Source organism: Paenibacillus antri (assembly GCF_005765165.1).
Taxonomy (GTDB): Bacteria; Bacillota; Bacilli; order Paenibacillales; family YIM-B00363; genus Paenibacillus_AE; species Paenibacillus_AE antri.
On record NZ_VCIW01000004.1, the window covers coordinates 371,853 to 388,108 of the forward strand.

The 16,256-nt window shown below is 47.5% G+C and carries 20 protein-coding genes; 1 reads left to right on the top strand and 19 read right to left on the bottom strand.

What is annotated here, in order from left to right:
* Positions 1-104: 104 nt before the first annotated feature.
* Positions 105-1,544 carry a bifunctional metallophosphatase/5'-nucleotidase gene (locus tag FE782_RS09355; RefSeq protein WP_138193806.1) on the top strand — a complete coding sequence of 480 codons (1,440 nt, stop codon included), beginning with the start codon at positions 105-107 and terminating at the stop codon, positions 1,542-1,544.
* Here the strand turns inward: FE782_RS09355 and FE782_RS09360 are convergent.
* The 19 genes from FE782_RS09360 to FE782_RS09450 form a co-directional block, all read right to left on the bottom strand.
* Positions 1,541-2,617, bottom strand: coding sequence for a sensor histidine kinase (locus FE782_RS09360; protein ID WP_138193807.1), 1,077 nt, complete (start codon positions 2,615-2,617; stop codon positions 1,541-1,543). The two genes, FE782_RS09355 and FE782_RS09360, sit on opposite strands and share 4 nt — an antisense overlap.
* Complete coding sequence (locus tag FE782_RS09365) at positions 2,607-3,293, bottom strand: response regulator transcription factor (RefSeq protein ID WP_202914503.1); 687 nt, start codon at positions 3,291-3,293, stop codon at positions 2,607-2,609. Before FE782_RS09365 ends, FE782_RS09360 begins: the two co-directional genes overlap by 11 nt.
* 106 nt (positions 3,294-3,399) lie before the next feature.
* Positions 3,400-3,795 carry a DUF302 domain-containing protein gene (locus FE782_RS09370; protein WP_138193808.1) on the bottom strand — a complete coding sequence of 132 codons (396 nt, stop codon included), beginning with the start codon at positions 3,793-3,795 and terminating at the stop codon, positions 3,400-3,402.
* Between the two features lie 62 nt (positions 3,796-3,857).
* Entirely contained in the window at positions 3,858-4,229 is a 372-nt protein-coding gene (locus FE782_RS09375; RefSeq protein WP_138193809.1) for a rhodanese-like domain-containing protein, read from the bottom strand.
* 10 nt (positions 4,230-4,239) lie between these two features.
* Positions 4,240-4,500: a metal-sensitive transcriptional regulator gene (locus FE782_RS09380; protein ID WP_138193810.1), complete on the bottom strand. Its 261-nt coding sequence runs from the start codon at positions 4,498-4,500 to the stop codon at positions 4,240-4,242.
* Between the two features lie 59 nt (positions 4,501-4,559).
* A complete protein-coding gene (locus FE782_RS09385; RefSeq protein ID WP_138193811.1) occupies positions 4,560-5,039 on the bottom strand; it encodes a DsrE/DsrF/DrsH-like family protein in 480 nt (159 codons plus the stop codon).
* 60 nt (positions 5,040-5,099) lie between these two features.
* The gene (locus FE782_RS09390) at positions 5,100-5,483 is read right to left on the bottom strand and encodes a rhodanese-like domain-containing protein (protein ID WP_138193812.1); all 384 of its coding nucleotides are present in this window, start codon (positions 5,481-5,483) and stop codon (positions 5,100-5,102) included.
* 65 nt (positions 5,484-5,548) lie between these two features.
* A complete protein-coding gene (locus tag FE782_RS09395) occupies positions 5,549-5,773 on the bottom strand; it encodes a sulfurtransferase TusA family protein (RefSeq protein ID WP_138193813.1) in 225 nt (74 codons plus the stop codon).
* Positions 5,774-5,803: 30 nt separating this feature from the next.
* Positions 5,804-6,202 (bottom strand): DsrE/DsrF/DrsH-like family protein, encoded by a 399-nt coding sequence (locus tag FE782_RS09400; protein ID WP_138193814.1) that lies wholly within the window; start codon positions 6,200-6,202, stop codon positions 5,804-5,806.
* Between the two features lie 32 nt (positions 6,203-6,234).
* Complete coding sequence (locus tag FE782_RS09405) at positions 6,235-6,813, bottom strand: sulfurtransferase TusA family protein (RefSeq protein ID WP_138193815.1); 579 nt, start codon at positions 6,811-6,813, stop codon at positions 6,235-6,237.
* A 20-nt stretch (positions 6,814-6,833) separates the two neighbouring features.
* Complete coding sequence (locus tag FE782_RS09410; RefSeq protein ID WP_138193816.1) at positions 6,834-7,154, bottom strand: rhodanese-like domain-containing protein; 321 nt, start codon at positions 7,152-7,154, stop codon at positions 6,834-6,836.
* A 21-nt stretch (positions 7,155-7,175) separates the two neighbouring features.
* Positions 7,176-7,961 carry a sulfite exporter TauE/SafE family protein gene (locus FE782_RS09415; protein WP_138193817.1) on the bottom strand — a complete coding sequence of 262 codons (786 nt, stop codon included), beginning with the start codon at positions 7,959-7,961 and terminating at the stop codon, positions 7,176-7,178.
* 194 nt (positions 7,962-8,155) lie between these two features.
* Complete coding sequence (locus tag FE782_RS09420; RefSeq protein ID WP_138193818.1) at positions 8,156-9,301, bottom strand: MBL fold metallo-hydrolase; 1,146 nt, start codon at positions 9,299-9,301, stop codon at positions 8,156-8,158.
* Between the two features lie 288 nt (positions 9,302-9,589).
* Positions 9,590-9,802, bottom strand: a complete 213-nt coding sequence (locus tag FE782_RS09425) for a hypothetical protein (RefSeq protein ID WP_138193819.1) — start codon at positions 9,800-9,802, stop codon at positions 9,590-9,592.
* Positions 9,792-10,850 carry a tyrosine-type recombinase/integrase gene (locus tag FE782_RS09430; protein ID WP_138193820.1) on the bottom strand — a complete coding sequence of 353 codons (1,059 nt, stop codon included), beginning with the start codon at positions 10,848-10,850 and terminating at the stop codon, positions 9,792-9,794. The genes FE782_RS09425 and FE782_RS09430 overlap by 11 nt, the downstream gene beginning before the upstream one ends.
* A 15-nt stretch (positions 10,851-10,865) precedes the next feature.
* Complete coding sequence (locus tag FE782_RS32770) at positions 10,866-11,420, bottom strand: hypothetical protein (protein WP_238392400.1); 555 nt, start codon at positions 11,418-11,420, stop codon at positions 10,866-10,868.
* A gap of 1,037 nt (positions 11,421-12,457) precedes the next feature.
* Positions 12,458-13,324, bottom strand: coding sequence for a non-homologous end joining protein Ku (gene ku, locus FE782_RS09440; protein WP_138193821.1), 867 nt, complete (start codon positions 13,322-13,324; stop codon positions 12,458-12,460).
* A gap of 104 nt (positions 13,325-13,428) precedes the next feature.
* Positions 13,429-14,397, bottom strand: coding sequence for an ATP-binding protein (locus tag FE782_RS09445; RefSeq protein ID WP_158299323.1), 969 nt, complete (start codon positions 14,395-14,397; stop codon positions 13,429-13,431).
* Positions 14,398-14,407: 10 nt separating this feature from the next.
* Positions 14,408-16,072 carry a TnsB C-terminal domain-containing protein gene (locus tag FE782_RS09450; protein WP_138193823.1) on the bottom strand — a complete coding sequence of 555 codons (1,665 nt, stop codon included), beginning with the start codon at positions 16,070-16,072 and terminating at the stop codon, positions 14,408-14,410.
* Positions 16,073-16,256: the final 184 nt, after the last annotated feature.

Consider the following 16,256-nt stretch of genomic DNA (forward strand, 5'->3'; position numbering starts at 1 on the left):
CGACTGAAGATGTGAGGAAAATCACACGGGTTCCTTCCCTCATAATCCTAATTGATTATGTTAAGCCTATAACAACGACCAAGCCTCGAAAGGAATTTGCAATCATGACGCAGCTAACGATCATCCAACAAAACGATACGCACGGATACATCGAGCCCCATGCGGAGTTCTTTTGGAAAGCCGGTACGCACGAGTATCGTCAAGTCGGCGGCTTCGCTCGAATCGCCCACGTCGTACAGGAAATCAGAAAAAGTACGCCGAACGTCCTGTTCGTGGATGGCGGCGATTTTTTACATGGCACGGCTCCCGCCGTCCTTACGCAAGGCAGCATGATAATTCCCCTTCTGAATGCGATGGGAATCGATACGGCCGTACCCGGAAACTGGGATTTTGCCTATGGGGCCGATAGGATCTTGAAGTTACAAGAACAATGCGCATTTCCAATCACGGCTCTTAACGTAAAAAATAAACGAAATGACCTACCTATTTTCCACCCTTATGTAATAAAAGAATACGATTCGTTGAGGCTTGGTATCATCGGCTTAACGTACCCTTACGTCCATGTGACGATGCCGTCTTCCTTCTCCGAAGGCTTCTCGTTCTCGTTAGGGATAGAGGAATTAACCGCAACCGTACATCGGTTGAAAACCGAGGAGCGAGCGGATCTGATTATCGTCGCAAGCCATATGGGGTTGCCGCTGGATGTGAAATTAGCATCACAGGTTGGCGGCATCGACATCCTCCTCAGCGGTCATAGTCACGATCGACTGGATCGACCGATCATTCAGAACGGCTGCGTCATCATACAGTCCGGCGCGAGCGCATCCTTCCTAGGAAGACTGGATGTGACCGTCGAATACGGGAAGGTTACGAATTTCAAACATACGTTCCTGCCGCTGTATGCGGAGGATTACGAAGAAGACGTCGAAATCAAGGCAATGATCGAGGAATCGTTACTTCCCTTTCGAGATCGGTTATCGGAGCCGATAGGCGCTATCAAGACGCCGCTGCACCGGATGACGCTTCAAGAAGCGCCGATGGATCGGCTCATCACCGACGCATACCTAGCTTACACGGAAGCCGATGTCGCTTTCTCCCACGGCTGGAGGTACGGGGCCCCCGTACTCCCAGGACTCGTTACGCTGAACGACTTATACAACATCATTCCGACGAATCCCGAACTCTTTATCCTGGAAATGGACGGTGCATCCCTGCTTACGGCGTTGGAACGGAATCTAGAGCAAGTTTTCGCTGCCGATCCCTATCAGCAGAAGGGAGGGTATCTCTTGCGTTCCTCGAACCTCATGATGGCTTATAAGCCTTACAATCCGGCGGGCCACCGAATTCAACATCTTGAGATCAAAGGCAAGCCGGTGCGAGACGAACGCATGTACCGCATTGCGGGAGCTGGCGAACAGCTGTTCAAGAACCAGACTTCCGGTCGATCGATGCAAGGCGTACTAGCGCATGACGTTTTGAAATCTTATTTTGCTCAGAGAGGCGAAGTGTCCATTGAATCGAAACCTTGGATCGTCTCCATCTAGAGAGGGATCGTAAACCAGAAGGTATGCTTCGTTCCGGCACTTGATAAACCGACTTGCCCCCCGTGCTGTTCCACGATCTCCTTCACGATGGCAAGTCCCAGTCCCGTCCCTTCCTGGTTTCCATTACGCTTCCGGGAAGGGTCGCTTTTCACGAACCTCTCGAAAATGTAGGGCCTCACCTCATCCGGGATGGGCTTCCCATGATTGGTAATGGAAATGAGGAAATTTCCGTCCGAAACCTCCCCGCGAATCCAAACGTCGTTTCCGATGCTGTACAGAACCGCGTTGGCCACTACATTCGTCATCACTTGCTTGATCCCTTGCTCGTGTACCCATATTTCACAAGGCTGGACATCCTGATGAAACGCGATCTCCTTCTTTACCGACTCCAACTGAAACGTCTGTACCACCTGGCGGCAAAGTCCTTGGATCTCGACCAGACTCTTCTCCTGCACCGTGATCCGTCTCGCTTCCCAAACCGATAGGCTGTGCAGTTGCTCCACCAGGCGCGATAAGTGCTGCGATTCCTCATGGAGAGACCGGAAGAGCTCTCGATCTCCGTCGATAACGCCGTTAGTTAGAGCTTCTAGGTACCCGTTTAGGTTGCTTAAAGGTGTACGAAGTTCATGCGAGATGTTGCTCATAAGACGTTTCCGATGCTGCTCTTCGCGTTGAAGGGTTTCCGTCATTCGATTAAAGTTTCTCGTCAGACTACCGATTTCGTCATCGCTCTCCGCGGGGATCGGTTCGGGATATACCCCTCTAGTCAATGCTTGGGTAGATTCCGTTAACCGCTTCAGAGGGGAGAGCAGTTTTCTTACGAAGAAATAATGAACGAGCGCTGCAACGACAACGGCTAAGACGCTGGCTCTCCATAAATAAAACTGCATCGTTTGATTGAAGCTGCGAGTCGTCTCCTCCCCAACGGTTTCGAATTGTCCGACCACGACACAGGCGAAATCTTTGACGGACACGCCGGCCAGCCAAATCACGACCGCAACGACGAGCCCGTTCACCATCATAAGCTTCCAGGACAGTCGTCGTCTCCAGAACATTGCCTTCTTAATAAGCATTGAATCGATACCCCATGCCTCGAACGGTCTCGATCAATTCGGCCGGCGCTTCCACTGCTTGCAGTTTCTCGCGCAGCTTGCTGACATGGACGTCGACGGTTCTATCGATGACTTGTTTCTCTTCATTGGGATAAAGCTCTTGCAGAATTTGTTCACGCGCCAAGATTTGATTCGGGTGACGCATGAAAAAATATAATAATTTATACTCATGGTTCGTAAGCGGAATACTCTCCCCCTGATATTTCGCTTCTCCCCGAATCGGCTTCAAAGTCAGCCCTCTATAGCTAATTTTACTGCAACGGTTGGCGGTTCTTCTTAGGATGGTCTCCACCCGGACAATGACCTCTTGGGGGCTGAAGGGTTTGGTCACATAATCGTCCGCGCCTAATTGCAGACCCCTAATCCGCTCCGCTTCTTCCACCTTCGCGGTTAATATCAGTAACGGCACGTCGCTGTTCTGCTCCGTACGGATCCATTGACAAAGCTCTTCGCCGCTTTGTTTCGGCAGCATCAGATCGGTAATGACGAAGCACGGATCGAGTTTTTCAAATACCTCCATTCCTTCCCTACCGTCCTCCGCCTCTAAGACTTCATAACCCTCTTTTTCAAGATAGAGCCTTAACAGTCTTCGAATTTTCATATCGTCTTCAATGATCAGAACGGTTTTCCCCTTCACGTTCTTCCTCCCTCAAGTTCAGACGTCCGCAGTAATTTTACCGATTCAATATTAAGATTTGATAAAGAAAAAACCAACGAGTTCAAACTCATTGGTTCGTTCATCATTAGGCTTGAACTTTGCGAACGCCGTCGATACTCTGAATTAATCTTTCCTCGACATCCGATGCGATCCTTCTAAGGGAGTCGTTCTGCATGACATCCATTAAGGCCGAAGGTTTCAGCATTCCCACCTTGACCTTCCCCTCCGCTTCGTAAACCACGATCTTGCACGGGAGGAAATACCCAGCCATCGGCGTCTCGCTCAACACTCGATTCGCTTCGGCAGGGTTGCAGACCTCAAGCACGATGTATTTACTCTCGAATGCAAACCCCTTTTCCTGCAGCTTATCTTGAATATTAAACCTCCAAAGCACGCCGAACTGGTCTGCTTGCAGTCGTTGTTCTAACGCATCGATGGCCTCTTCCACGGTTCCATCCGTCTCCACCGTGTAATGAAACATGAGCGGCCCTCCCCGTAATCAGTCTTTACGGGTAGTATGCCGCTCATAACGATTGTCCATGCTTATTTTTGGGTCGGCCCGCTCCAAGCCATCATCCCGCCTCGAAGGTGCGCTACATCGGCGTACCCATTACGTCCAAGCAGCTTTGCGGCTTGTTTGCTCCGCATTCCGCTTTGACAGTATAAATATATCGTACGATCCTTCGGGATGTCTCCCAAGCGCTGCTGCAACTGGCTCAACGGGACATTCACAGCTCCCTTGATATGGCCGCGCTTATATTCATGGATCTCCCGGACGTCAATCACCTTGTTCCCCTTGGACTCGCTTTGAAACTGCTCAGGGGCTAAGGTACGCAGCCCTTTCACCGGAACGAACTGTTTGTACAGCAGCCAGAGAACAATCAACGATAGTAAAATATATAGTCCAGCATCCACGTTCCTTCACCTACCTGCTTTTGATTAACAAATCCACGGCTTCATGGACGACCTTGTTCGTGTCTCCGCCCTTCGCCTGCTCCTCTAGAATGCATTGCTCCAAGTTGACCGCCACGACGAGCGCCATCGTTTTGTCGATCGCGCTGCGGATCGCGGAGAGCTGATTGACGACATCCTTGCAGTTCTTGTTTTCTTCCATCATCTTCAGAACGCCGCGCACTTGTCCTTCCGCTCGGCGCAGGCGTCGTTTCATATCGTCATCGTATTTCATCGTTCATATCCCCCCGGTACCTGTATAGGTATATTATAACCACATCGGGGAGCCGGGCATCAAATGAATAAGTTCACTTTCGCGTCTGCCGCATCCCCTAGATAAGCCGCAACGCCCGCATATTCGATCCCGTCGAGCAGTTCTTCCTTCTGAAGCCCCAGCAAGTCCATCGTCATCGTGCACGCGACCAACTTAATGCCTTGCTCCTGCGCAAGCTCGATCAGCTGCGGCAAGGTGAGCGCGTTATGCTTCTTCATCACATGCTTGATCATCTTCGGCCCCATCCCGGCGAAATTCATCTTCGAGAGCCCTAATCGTTCCGCGCCGCGAGGCATCATCTTCCCGAACATCTTCTCCAAGAAACCTTTCTTCACCGGCACTTGCTGATCCTTCCGGAGCGTGTTCAAGCCCCAGAACGTAAAGAAGATCGTTACTTCATGGTCATAAGCCGCCGCACCGTTCGCGATGATGAAAGCCGCTATGGCCTTATCCAGTTCCCCGCTAAATAAAACGATTGTCGATTTTTCCTTTTCAGCCACTCCAGTCACCCTTTCTTATTACAGATACATGTATAGGTATTAAAAACTACAAAAAAAATTTTAACAAGCAACACAATGACCGTCTTCGGCATGAACTTGAGGATAGAGTAACCCGTATAACGTACACGCCCCCGCCTTTTTCTTCAAAATCCTTGCCGCCTTCTTTAGCGCAGCTCGATTCTCCGCCACCAGGACGATGGTATCTCCGGAAGCAACATGACGGTTCCACACGAACGATAATCTTCCTATGAAGATGTGTTCGGCGCCCTCGATATGTCCGGCGTAGAAGTCAGGCGCTTCCCGGAGGTCCACCACCTTTAGGGATACGCCGCTTCTCAAACCGACGATGTCGGATTCCGTTATATAGTGAAGACCTTGTACGGGCCATTGCTTTCGAATTTCAAATGTTGTCCATAGCACGAAGATGATCGACAACCAAATCATAAGGCACCTCCTTACAAAGAAGATTGGGGTGATCGCAGCGAATCTGTTTTCACCCCATCTCGTTCTTACCCCTTCTTCACGACAAACTTGAACACGCCGCCTTCTTCATTCGCTTCCACGAGCTCGTGATTCGTCTGGTTCACCCAAGCTTTGAAGTCGTTCATGGACCCTTTATCCGTCGTATGAAGCTCCATCGTCTGCCCGCTTTGGATCGAATCGATCCCCTTCTTCGCTTTGACGATCGGCATCGGGCACGCCAACCCTTTCGCGTCGATTACGATATCTGCCATCTTATATATCCTCCCTTATAGGTAATATACTTAGAAATTCAATGTCACTTGCGCGTCGAACGCGAAGTCGAGGTACGCCGCGGCGCCGCCGAGTTCGATCCCGTCGATGAAATGCTCTTTCTCGAGGCCCATCGCATCCACCGTCATCTGACAAGCGATCATGCGTACGCCGGACTCTTTCGCAATCTCGAGCAACTGCGCTACGGACGGTACATTCACCTTTTTGAACCCTTCGGCAAGACCTGCGTTTTCCGGTTTCAGTTGAAGCATTTGCTCCGAATCCTTATGAATGATGGATAACCCCTCGAACGTGAAGAAGATCCCCACTTCTGCATCCAACGCCGCTGCGGCCGTCGCGATGTTTAACACTTTATATGCCGTTTCCAATCCCGCAGAAGATGCAATGATCGCCACTCGTTTATTCGCCATGTTTTTTGTCCTCCTAAGATGTGGTTGGTTTCTTACTCGTCACGCTCCGTGGGTCCTTCCCACGCGGACATGCCAGGTACGACATTCGTAACCTTAGAATAACCTCGTTCAGAAAGCAGTTGGCAGGCGAGATCGCTCCGGGTGCCCGTTCTGCAAACCACCAAATATTCTTCATCTTTTGGAAGAGAATCGAGCTTTTGCTCCAGTTCGCCCATCGGAATCGAGATCGCTCCTGGAATCCGGTTAAAGCTGTACTCCGCCGGTTCCCGGACGTCCAGTACTTTAAAATTTCCGCCGGCCGCCAGTTTCCGGTTCAGTTCTTCGTTGCTGATGACGTGCGGATGTTTCGTTTCGGGTTTTGTCTCGTTTTCCGAGGACTTTCGCAGGAAGTGGCGGAAGACGCCGCCCTCTTCCTTCAAACCGATGTATTGATGTCCTGTCCGGTTCGCCCAGCTTTGCAAGTCAGCCACCGAGCCTTTATCCGTGGCCCGTACTTCGAGCACTTCACCGGCATTCATTTCTTCGATGGCCTTCTTCGTTTTCACGACCGGCATCGGACAAGCCAAGCCTTCGCAATCTAACGTTTGATTCGTTTGAATGATGGCTGTCATGTATTGCACCCCCTCCTGTTTTAGAGCCCGTAGGCTACTTCGCCTTCCCAATGAGACATGCCCCCGGGCATATTCGTAACGTCGTATCCCATTTCTTCAAGCATCTCGCAGGCCACTCCGCTGCGGCCCCCGCTGCGACATACGACAATGTATGGCACCGAACGTTCCAACTCGCTATGTCGCTGCCCGATCGAACCGAGCGGTAGATGCTTGGCGTTCGGGATGTGACCCGATTCCCACTCATCCGGTTCGCGCACATCAATAATGTTCAACTTTTCGCCCTTCGCTAACCGTTCTTTTACTTCCTTCGGAAGCATGTCTTTCGCGTATTTTCCTGCCATAGCGCATGACGCTCCTTTAGTTTAGGTTAAAATATCGAGCCAAATTTTAATTACGGTAGCCGCAATCAAGGCGGCGAGAATCCATTGAAGCAGCTTCACGTTCATCGTCTTCCCGACTTTCGCGCCGATCGGGGAAGCGATGATGCTTGCGATCACCATAACGGCCGCAGGAATCCAAAGCATGTGTCCCCCCATAATCTTGCCAGCCGTTGTCCCGATGGAGGAGATGAACGTAATCGCTAAGGAAGACGCGATGGCAACACGAGTCGGGATTTTGAGCAGGACGAGCATGATCGGTACGGTAATGAATGCCCCGGCCGCGCCGACGATGCCAGACAAGATACCGACCAGGGCGGCTGAGACGGAAGCCAACCCTCTATGGAACGTAAGTTTCGCGTAATCTCCATCTTCGATACCCTTCTTCGGCAAGAACATCATCACTGCAGCTACCAACGCCATGACCGCGTAGGTAAAATTGATGGCGCTGTCCGGTAGAAACTTCGAACCGTACCCGCCAAGAAAGCTGCCGATGACGATCGGTATCCCCATGTAGAGTACGAGCTTCGAATTGATGAAGCCGCCTTTGCGATAAGCGAACATTCCGGCCAGTGTCGCGAAAAACACTTGGATCGCACTAACGGCCGCGACTTCCTGGGCTGTGAAAGCTAAGAATCCCAAGGCAGGAGGGATATAAAGCAGCATCGGATATTTAATGATCGACCCGCCGATCCCTACCATGCCAGAAATAAAGGACCCGACAAAGCCGATCGCGAATAAAACAAGAATCCACACGATATCCAGGTCCATAACAGTAATCCTCTCAGTTTATGATTTGAATTTTCAACGTCTTCCACATACCCCACACGGTATTGTTTTAGTCAAAAAAATATCAGTACCACTACCCCTACGGGTATATTACAGCGCATAAACCAATTCGTCAACTGTCACCCAATACCAGTGGGGGAAGGAGTTTGCAATTTCTTCCCCCACAGTAGAGATTATTACTTATCGTGCACGGCGCAGCGGTTCGGACCCATCTCCATCTCCCGCTGTTCTTCTTCGTTCGGGGACATTCTGCCCATATTCGTTTGGCGAATTTCTTGATATGCGTTCGGCTGAGGAGGGAGATTCTCCGTGACCGTCGATCTAAACTCCTCGTCGCTCGCGATATTGAGACCCGGATTGCTTTTGAACAGATCCCCCAGTCGAGCGGAGACGCGACCCCCTTCGCCCAATTCGGTCGCCTTGCCGAAGTGCGCCGGAAGGACAATGAGATCCTCCGACAGATCTTTGTACGTCTCATATAGCGTCGTTCTGAGATCCGCCACCCAATCCTCCGCCTTCCCGGCCAAGTCCGGACGACCGATGGACTCGACGAACAAGATATCCCCGCTAAGCAAGTATTGATCATCTACAATAAAAGATGTACTTCCGATCGTATGACCGGGAGAATAAATCGGTTGGATACGGATCTTTGATTTACCGACTGTAATTTCTCTTCCTTCTTCAAGAGGTTCGTATTCGAAAATGACTTCCGTCGCATCCTTCGGAGGGAGCCAGTAGGTCGCTCCGGTTTTCTCCGCCAGCATTCTTCCTCCCGAGATGTGATCCGCGTGCAAGTGCGTATCGAGCGTGTGCTTGATCTTCGCGCCCTTGTCGTTGGCGAATTGCTCGAACACCTCGGTCATCCGCAGCGTATCGATCGTTGCGGCCTCTCCGCCCGACAGTACCATGTAGGACAAACAGCCCTTCCCGATCCGAACGAACTGGAACAGCTCGCCCCCGTCCTTCAAGTCGCCGACTTTGACCGGCTCCAAGTATTCGCTCCAGGCCTTCATGCCGCCCTTCAGATAATGTATATTCATTCTTCCGGCTTCGACGAGCTGCTCCGCAACAAAGATGGAAGACCCCTCTTTCGCGCACACGACAAGAATATCTTTGCCGTTCGGGATCTTGTCAAGCGCTTCGTCAACCCCGTCCAACAAGTCGAAGTAAGGAATGTTCAAGATCTCCGTCTTACCGCCATCGATTTTCCAGTTATCAAACTCCGATGTATTTCGAACGTCGAGGATGAATACCTCCTCGTTCGCAAGGATCTTCTTCGTGAGTTGTTGCGGCGTCATGGCTTGCATTGTCGTTGTTGCCATCGTTATTGTTCCTCCCGTAAATAGTGTTATTAGTATTTCTTCAATAATTTATGTTACTCCAACATACCCACAGGGGTATTGTTCGGGGTAAAAAATAATACCCCGTAGGGTATAAATGAATAATACACCGTTCACTTTATGTTGTCAACTTTCATGCCCAGCTGAATAATCGCCGTGCACAACACTCCATCTAAAACACCTATTATCCATATTACTATTCTTTTGCATTATGAGTCTGCCTTCGACAGATGAACAGTTACAGTAAAACAAACTAACACACCTTGTTGATTAAGGATAATCAACTTTGAGTTTTTGTGATTTAACTCTTTCTTTCCACTCCTTAAATACAGCGAGTTCTTTTTCATTTAAACCTTGTCCATTAGCAGAGGATTCAGTGAGCACACCAACAGGATCGATGATGCTCTCTTTTAAACTAGTCTTATTACTCCCGTTTCTAATCGCAACATGGATGGAACGACCACCTAAGCCCTTATACCTCACCAGTCTTCGCTTCGTCGGTCTCACCTTCATCGCTAAGATTTGCAGACAACAAACGATATACGTCGGCCGAGTTGATTGTAATGCCCATTAATTCGCTGAGTAGCCCGTGATCGACTTCATCGTATTTTAACGTTCCATAAGTTTGTCTTAATCGTTTGGGCGTTATTTCAGGACGTCCATATGCTGAGCTGTACTTATTAATTAAAACCTGAATGGTTGACTTATTGATCCTCTGTCCACTTGAAGATTTGTATCCTCTACACGCTAGAAATAATGCTTGTTCAGATGACGGAATTCGGTAACGACTTGTCCTGATGTTAATGTAACTCTCTAAATATCTTAAAGCTTCTTCATCAAAATAAACATAGGAGAGATAATAATCCCCTTTAGCACTCTTTCTGTTCACCTTTATCTTCCGGTTGGTAAGATCAATATCCCAAACAACCAAAACTACCAACTCATTTAATTTGATTCCGGAATATAAAATTAAACTTACAATCGCTAAGTCTCTCTCCTTATTGTTATCATAATATAACTCTGCACGTTTGTTAGGCGGTATGTATTCATTCTCAATGAAATTCACAAAATTTTTCCGTTCAGCATCGTTTTTCAGGATTTTTCCATGTACTGTGGAGGCTCTACTGGCAGGGCCAGCTTTCTTTCTGGATAGCTTCGCCAAAAAGTTCCGTTTCAGCAATGGGTACCCTTTCTCATCTTCAATGGTGTTTAAATATTTGGTCAAGGAGCGTAAAGAACCGATTTTTCGATTTACCGCAGCCTCCCCGTTTCCATTTTGTTCGAGTTGGTTAAAAAAGTACTGATAATGCTCAAACGTTAATGTGTTGAGATCATCCATTGTTAGTTCAGTTATCTCGGAGTAAGAGGTAAAGTAACTTTCGAGAAGCCAGGAAAGGAAAGCTTCAAAATCCCGAACATATTCGAGTTTTGTTGCAATGGATAATTTTGTTTTTGCTGAGAAAAAGTCTTGGATAAACCAAGGCATCTCCTCATTTTTTTCTTCGAATGCTCTTCTCTCAATCTCATACATGGCTTATAACCCCCATTAATAAGTAAGTAATCTTCTTACATAGGTTGTTGCAAGCTTAACCTCTTGATCGTACGACTTATCATCCAACCTCCTCATTGCCACGGATAACGGACTGAAGCTTATTTCTTTCTCACCTATTCTCCACGATTTTCTCGTTACATATGGACAAGGCAGCACCAGTTCATTCAATGGTTCTTTATGCGATTTTTCTGTATGTAGCGACATACTTCCTGTATAGGTAAGTGGTCGTTGTATAACAAAGAACGGCATATTACGGACGGCTAACTCCGCTAATTGTTCCCCACGGGGCACCGAAACCTCTACAGCACGCAAAATCGATTCCTCGGCCCAGTTGCGGAAGTATTGTGAGAAATAAAGGAAAGCTGCTCTATAAATCATCCAACTTAACTCGCCAGGCTTCTTAGGAGTAAAATCGCCTGTATGAGCGATATACCTCTCGAATAAAAACTGAAGGTCCTCAATAAAGGGCTTTCCTAATACCGAGAATGTTTGTGTGTACTCGGCCGGCGGTACCGTGCGAACCGTTCGGTAAAATGAATCTAGTCCCAATAGCGACTGCCTCCAGAAAACGTATGCGTAAGCAACAGAACATATCGGAGGAAATCCGCACTCGGGTTCCTTTAACATGTATTGCAGCCGATCAATACATGTCTTGTGTTCATGTAGTAATCCTGACTTTAAATACCGATCTAGGTCTAAATAGGCATTTCGAGTAACATTAAACAAGTGTTCAAAAATGTTGTGGTATTTGTGACTACTCTGTAGTTCAAAATGTCGCAAATGTGGATCCGTTGTTCTCGGTAGGTCGTTACAATTATCCAACTCGAAGTTTTGGCTTGGGGCGACAGAAATTCTCAATATTCCATCGCTTACCGGATCGGAACTTTCTTGTAACAGAAGTTTGATCGGATTTGAGGAGTACATTGCATGCTTTGGATTAAACACATGTAAATGCTCAGTACTTTTTTCCGATTCTAGCCAACTCATCGTTTCTTCGCACCGTATCGATAAGGGCGTGCCCCAATGTCTCCAACGGTCTTTGTAATCAACAAACGAAAAACCACATTGACACAAAAATGGCCCCTTCATGCCCTTGTCCGTAAATTTATAAGTAAGTTGTTGAAAGCAACCGGAGCATCTGTCCCTCAGCTTACTCAAGTGAAACGGACAATGGTTCACGAGCTTGAACTGGTGAAACATACTATGAAACCCTAAGCTTAGACAATCAGGGCACCATCGAAGATGGTTGTAGAACCACGAAGTAGTAGGTGTACATTTGCAGGCGACTCTCCGAGTGAGGATGAAAATCAGACGATCAGTATGACCTTTTAAATCGTAGTCAAGCACTTCTCTTAGCAACGTACGATTAAAGCCTGTCAAGGCTAATAAATTACGATGCTTATCACCAAAAGCTTTGTTCTTGACTTGCTTAACCTCATGATTTCCCAAGAAGTAAAGAACTTCATTTTTTGTCGTTACGTTTGCTAACGTATATTTCTCAAAGATGGACCAAGGCGACTCGTAAGGATGGATCCAGTCTTTAGACCAAACGGATTGAAACTTATTCACTATGCTCGCTCCTTAGGTTAAGAAACGGATTCCGTCATGTCATTATCTTCCGGGTGTTTAATAATCTTTTTTGTTTTTGGTTTTTGTTTGCGGGTCACTGGTGCGTCATCGCTCTTCTTGGAGTGGGTTCGAATGCTTTCTTGGAGGGCTGTAACCAGGTCGACGATATTTGGTGCTGATTCTAAGCGTTCAGGAGCGAACTTCTCACCAGCTGCCTTTTTTTCGATTAAACTAATAAGCTGAGCTCTGTATTCGTCATTGTAATTCGTAAGCTCAAATTTACCGGTCATAAATTCTATGAGCTTCTTGGCTAACAGTAACTCTGAGCGTTTTATGGAATAATCAGGGACAAGGTTTGGTACATGCGTAATATCCCTAACCTCGTCGCTATAATGCATGGTTTCAAGCAGTAAACAATTATCTTTTGCACGGATTAAAGCCAGGTGCGTCTTAGATCGCATTGTAAATTTACTTATTGCCACTTTACCCGTCGTCTTTAACGCGTGTAGGAACAAATAATATGCGTTCACGCCAACCTGTTCCGGTCCCATGTAATAAGTTTTTTCAACGAAAATAGGATCGACTTCGGTGTCTTTCACAAATTCGTATACGAGTACTTGCTTGGATTTGTCATTTGCGATTTGGTCCAGTTCTTCCTTTTCAATGATCACCATACGGTCATTCTCGTACTGGTACCCTTTCCCTACTTCACCCCAATCGACTTCGCTATTGCACTTGCTGCATTTCCTGACGTTTTGCAGCTGGCTGCCGCAAGGTTTATGGATGTAGTGCAACGCGATATCTCGGTCCTCCAGAGCAGAATATAATTTTACGGGAACTTGGACCATCCCGATGCTGATCGTACCTTTCCATATCGTGTGCATTCCATACACCCTCGTCATCGATTTTATTATCTTTTTTTCCAAAAGTTTTCCCGTGCAAACCTTCTAGAACTAAAAAGACCAAGGTCGTAACCCTGGTCTCGATGTTAAGCCAACGCCATATAAATCTCTGACTCGATGTAACCTGATTTTTTAATCGCATCTCGCCAGTCATTGTCCGATGGCCAATCGTGTCCCTTCCCGTTAGCCCCATATATTTTAAGCGCATTATCAACAGTGATCGAGAGATATTCCATCGGAATCTCGATCTGAGATGCAGCCAGTCCGTGTTCCCTGCGCAGTTCAACAAAGAGATTAAAGAGAGTCTTAGCACACTTCTTCAAGCGCTCTCCTTGTTGAAAACTCTCCGGGAAGAAGTAACGAGTGAACGACCATTGACTCTCCTCGGGAAACTCTGTATCCTCATCGTAGCACGCGAGGAAATACTTCATATCGTTCACGTCCTTGATCCCGTAATAGGCATGTTCGTGAACCATAAAGCGACCGATGATTTGTGCTTTCTTGTTTTTCAGGAAATAGTCTCTGCGCCCGAGCAATTCACTTTGCCCCACCGATATGACAGTCAGACTAATCTTGTCCTTATCCAAATCGTTGTAGATATCCATAAGCCACCCGTAATGCCACTCCGTCAATCGTTGTGCTTCATCCATAAATAACACAACACGTCGCAGCGTTGACTTTTCGGCATGCAACTTGAAGAAATTAACGATCTGGTTCCTTAAGTCATCCGGACTTTTCTTCGATGGCAAGGCAAAGTTAAAATCATGCAGCATATCTGCATAGAATTTCGTGTCTGAAGGCCGCATGTAGTTCCGGCAAAAAGTCGAATAGACTGGAATCGGTTGCCCGACTTCACCGGGAATCAAATCCTTGATAAACTCTATCGCCTTTGATTTCCCGATTCTCGGTCTCCCATACACAATCATCCCTGGGGCATGGTTCTTGATATTTTGACACACAGCCTCGAGCAAGCGCTGGATTTCTTTTGTCGCTAAGATGTACAATCCTTGCTCGACAGGATGAGCACCATTTAGCACTTGAGGTCTACGTTCCACGACTGCCCCCCTAGTAAATCTTCGCTTTAAAACGTCGATGTGTGGTATGATGCTCCGCTTCCTTGATTTTGTTCATCTTATCTCTGGCTTCTTCTAGAGCCTTCGATTGTGCCTCCTCGAGCTCGATTACTTCGCGTTCTTGCTTGTCCAGTTCATCAGGCTTATTCCGTTCGGTTACCTGCTTTGCGTTCGCGTAGGTATTAGCATTGGACTTTCGGCCCTTTGCAGCCTTTGTTTTTAGATATTCCAGATACATATATATCGGATCATCCCATGTTGTGAAATGAAGCAGTTTACGACGCTTTAACAGGTTAATTTGCTTTCGCATCTTTAACGAATGTTGTGTTAAGGACCACTTGCCGGCAGCAGACAACACACCGAGCTCAGAACCGTCCGGCAAAAATGCCCTGATCGTACGGATATCGTCGAGGTTAACATGCAACGTTAAGGTAGTCCCGACTAGTTCACCGGATTGGGCCAGAATGTCATTTCGGTATTCAACACCGTAATAGTAAATGAACGGTCTTTTCCCCTTACTAATGTCTCCCTTGACCTCCCGGGTTTCGTTGCTCTGAAGGAAGGCAAAGCTCGATTGTTTGCTTTCATCCAACACGCGAGGTATCATCCCCTTTCTAATTCGTTGCTCCATGACCTCCAAAGGAGAAAGGTAAGAGATCCCTGCATTCGGCGTACCGTTGTAATTGGAGATCAATACGTCAACAATCTCCTCCAGCTCATCAACCGTAATATAGTATTGAATTGCCTTTCCCTCCGGATTGTCTCTTCTCGGATCAAAATGACTTCCACCAGTGGTGTTAGGTAAGCGGTGAAATCCGTTGGCCTCCAATGTTTCAAAAAAACGCTCCACAAAGCTTCGTCGCATCGGCATGTTGACTGGACCAAAGTTTGTTGAGCAGCCAACAAGCTCAGACAAACGGTCGCGAACGATATTGGCAAGATGGGACTTCGCATTATCGAAACAAATCTCTTCCCAAACAGCCCATTCCGCTTGGGGAATCTTCTCGGAGGGAAAACCACCGACGTCGTGGTAAGTTAAGCCTGGAATCGTCAATACCTTGCGTTTATGGGGCATTATGGCGTTTTTCATGCAAAGCAGCACTTCTACGGCGCCATACTCTTTGTTGTAACAGATGCAGTAGCCTAAAGTAGCCCTTGTCGCTTCATCCACTATGGTTATGATGAAGAAGCGTTCTAGTACCCTACAAACTTCATCGCCTTCCAAAGTCGTAAACCAAATAGCGAATGTAGCGTCGATTCTGTGGCCGTCGCATTGCACACGCTGATATGGGGTTATTGGGGTTGGGTGGTTTTGTTGTCCGATCCCTGAATTGGTTGCTTTCTGGTGTGCATCATTACCGTAGCGTTTTGAGGCGGTATTGAAGTGTTTATCACGCAGTTTCTTTAAATAACGCTCCACTGCCCTTCTACCCAAATGATCAGTATTGAAAGGGTATTCGGAAAGCGGTATTTTTTTCTCTCGACAGAGCTTGATGAAATATCCAAACACCGATTTAGGGGTAGCAACCGGTTCTAAGCTTTCGCTTTTCCGTCCTAGATACATGTTATCGATCTTTTCCCGAATATCCGGGTATGTATCTAAAAGCCGAGTAAACTCCCCTGTCTTTCGAGACTCATTCCGATTCTTCTGTAACACATCGATCTCATAATCCTTAATGTTTTTCTGGGGGATGAGTCCACGCCATCCCCAGACCCTTCCGTAGGGGTCAAAAGATAAACATCGATTGGAGTGCTACGATAAAAATGCAGTCGAAAAACACCCTCGTATGAAATAAAATGAAAGCTGACGAGGGGACGAGAGACAATGAATCGGTACGACA

Coding starts and splice junctions, on each gene's coding strand:
- FE782_RS09355 (WP_138193806.1), top strand. CDS start 105: ATGACGCAGCTAACGATCATCCAACAAAACGATACGCACGGATACATC.
- FE782_RS09360 (WP_138193807.1), bottom strand. CDS start 2,617: ATGCTTATTAAGAAGGCAATGTTCTGGAGACGACGACTGTCCTGGAAG.
- FE782_RS09370 (WP_138193808.1), bottom strand. CDS start 3,795: ATGTTTCATTACACGGTGGAGACGGATGGAACCGTGGAAGAGGCCATC.
- FE782_RS09380 (WP_138193810.1), bottom strand. CDS start 4,500: ATGAAATACGATGACGATATGAAACGACGCCTGCGCCGAGCGGAAGGA.
- FE782_RS09390 (WP_138193812.1), bottom strand. CDS start 5,483: ATGATTTGGTTGTCGATCATCTTCGTGCTATGGACAACATTTGAAATT.
- FE782_RS09395 (WP_138193813.1), bottom strand. CDS start 5,773: ATGGCAGATATCGTAATCGACGCGAAAGGGTTGGCGTGCCCGATGCCG.
- FE782_RS09400 (WP_138193814.1), bottom strand. CDS start 6,202: ATGGCGAATAAACGAGTGGCGATCATTGCATCTTCTGCGGGATTGGAA.
- FE782_RS09405 (WP_138193815.1), bottom strand. CDS start 6,813: ATGACAGCCATCATTCAAACGAATCAAACGTTAGATTGCGAAGGCTTG.
- FE782_RS09410 (WP_138193816.1), bottom strand. CDS start 7,154: ATGGCAGGAAAATACGCGAAAGACATGCTTCCGAAGGAAGTAAAAGAA.
- FE782_RS09415 (WP_138193817.1), bottom strand. CDS start 7,961: ATGGACCTGGATATCGTGTGGATTCTTGTTTTATTCGCGATCGGCTTT.
- FE782_RS09420 (WP_138193818.1), bottom strand. CDS start 9,301: ATGGCAACAACGACAATGCAAGCCATGACGCCGCAACAACTCACGAAG.
- FE782_RS09430 (WP_138193820.1), bottom strand. CDS start 10,850: ATGTATGAGATTGAGAGAAGAGCATTCGAAGAAAAAAATGAGGAGATG.
- ku (WP_138193821.1), bottom strand. CDS start 13,324: ATGCACACGATATGGAAAGGTACGATCAGCATCGGGATGGTCCAAGTT.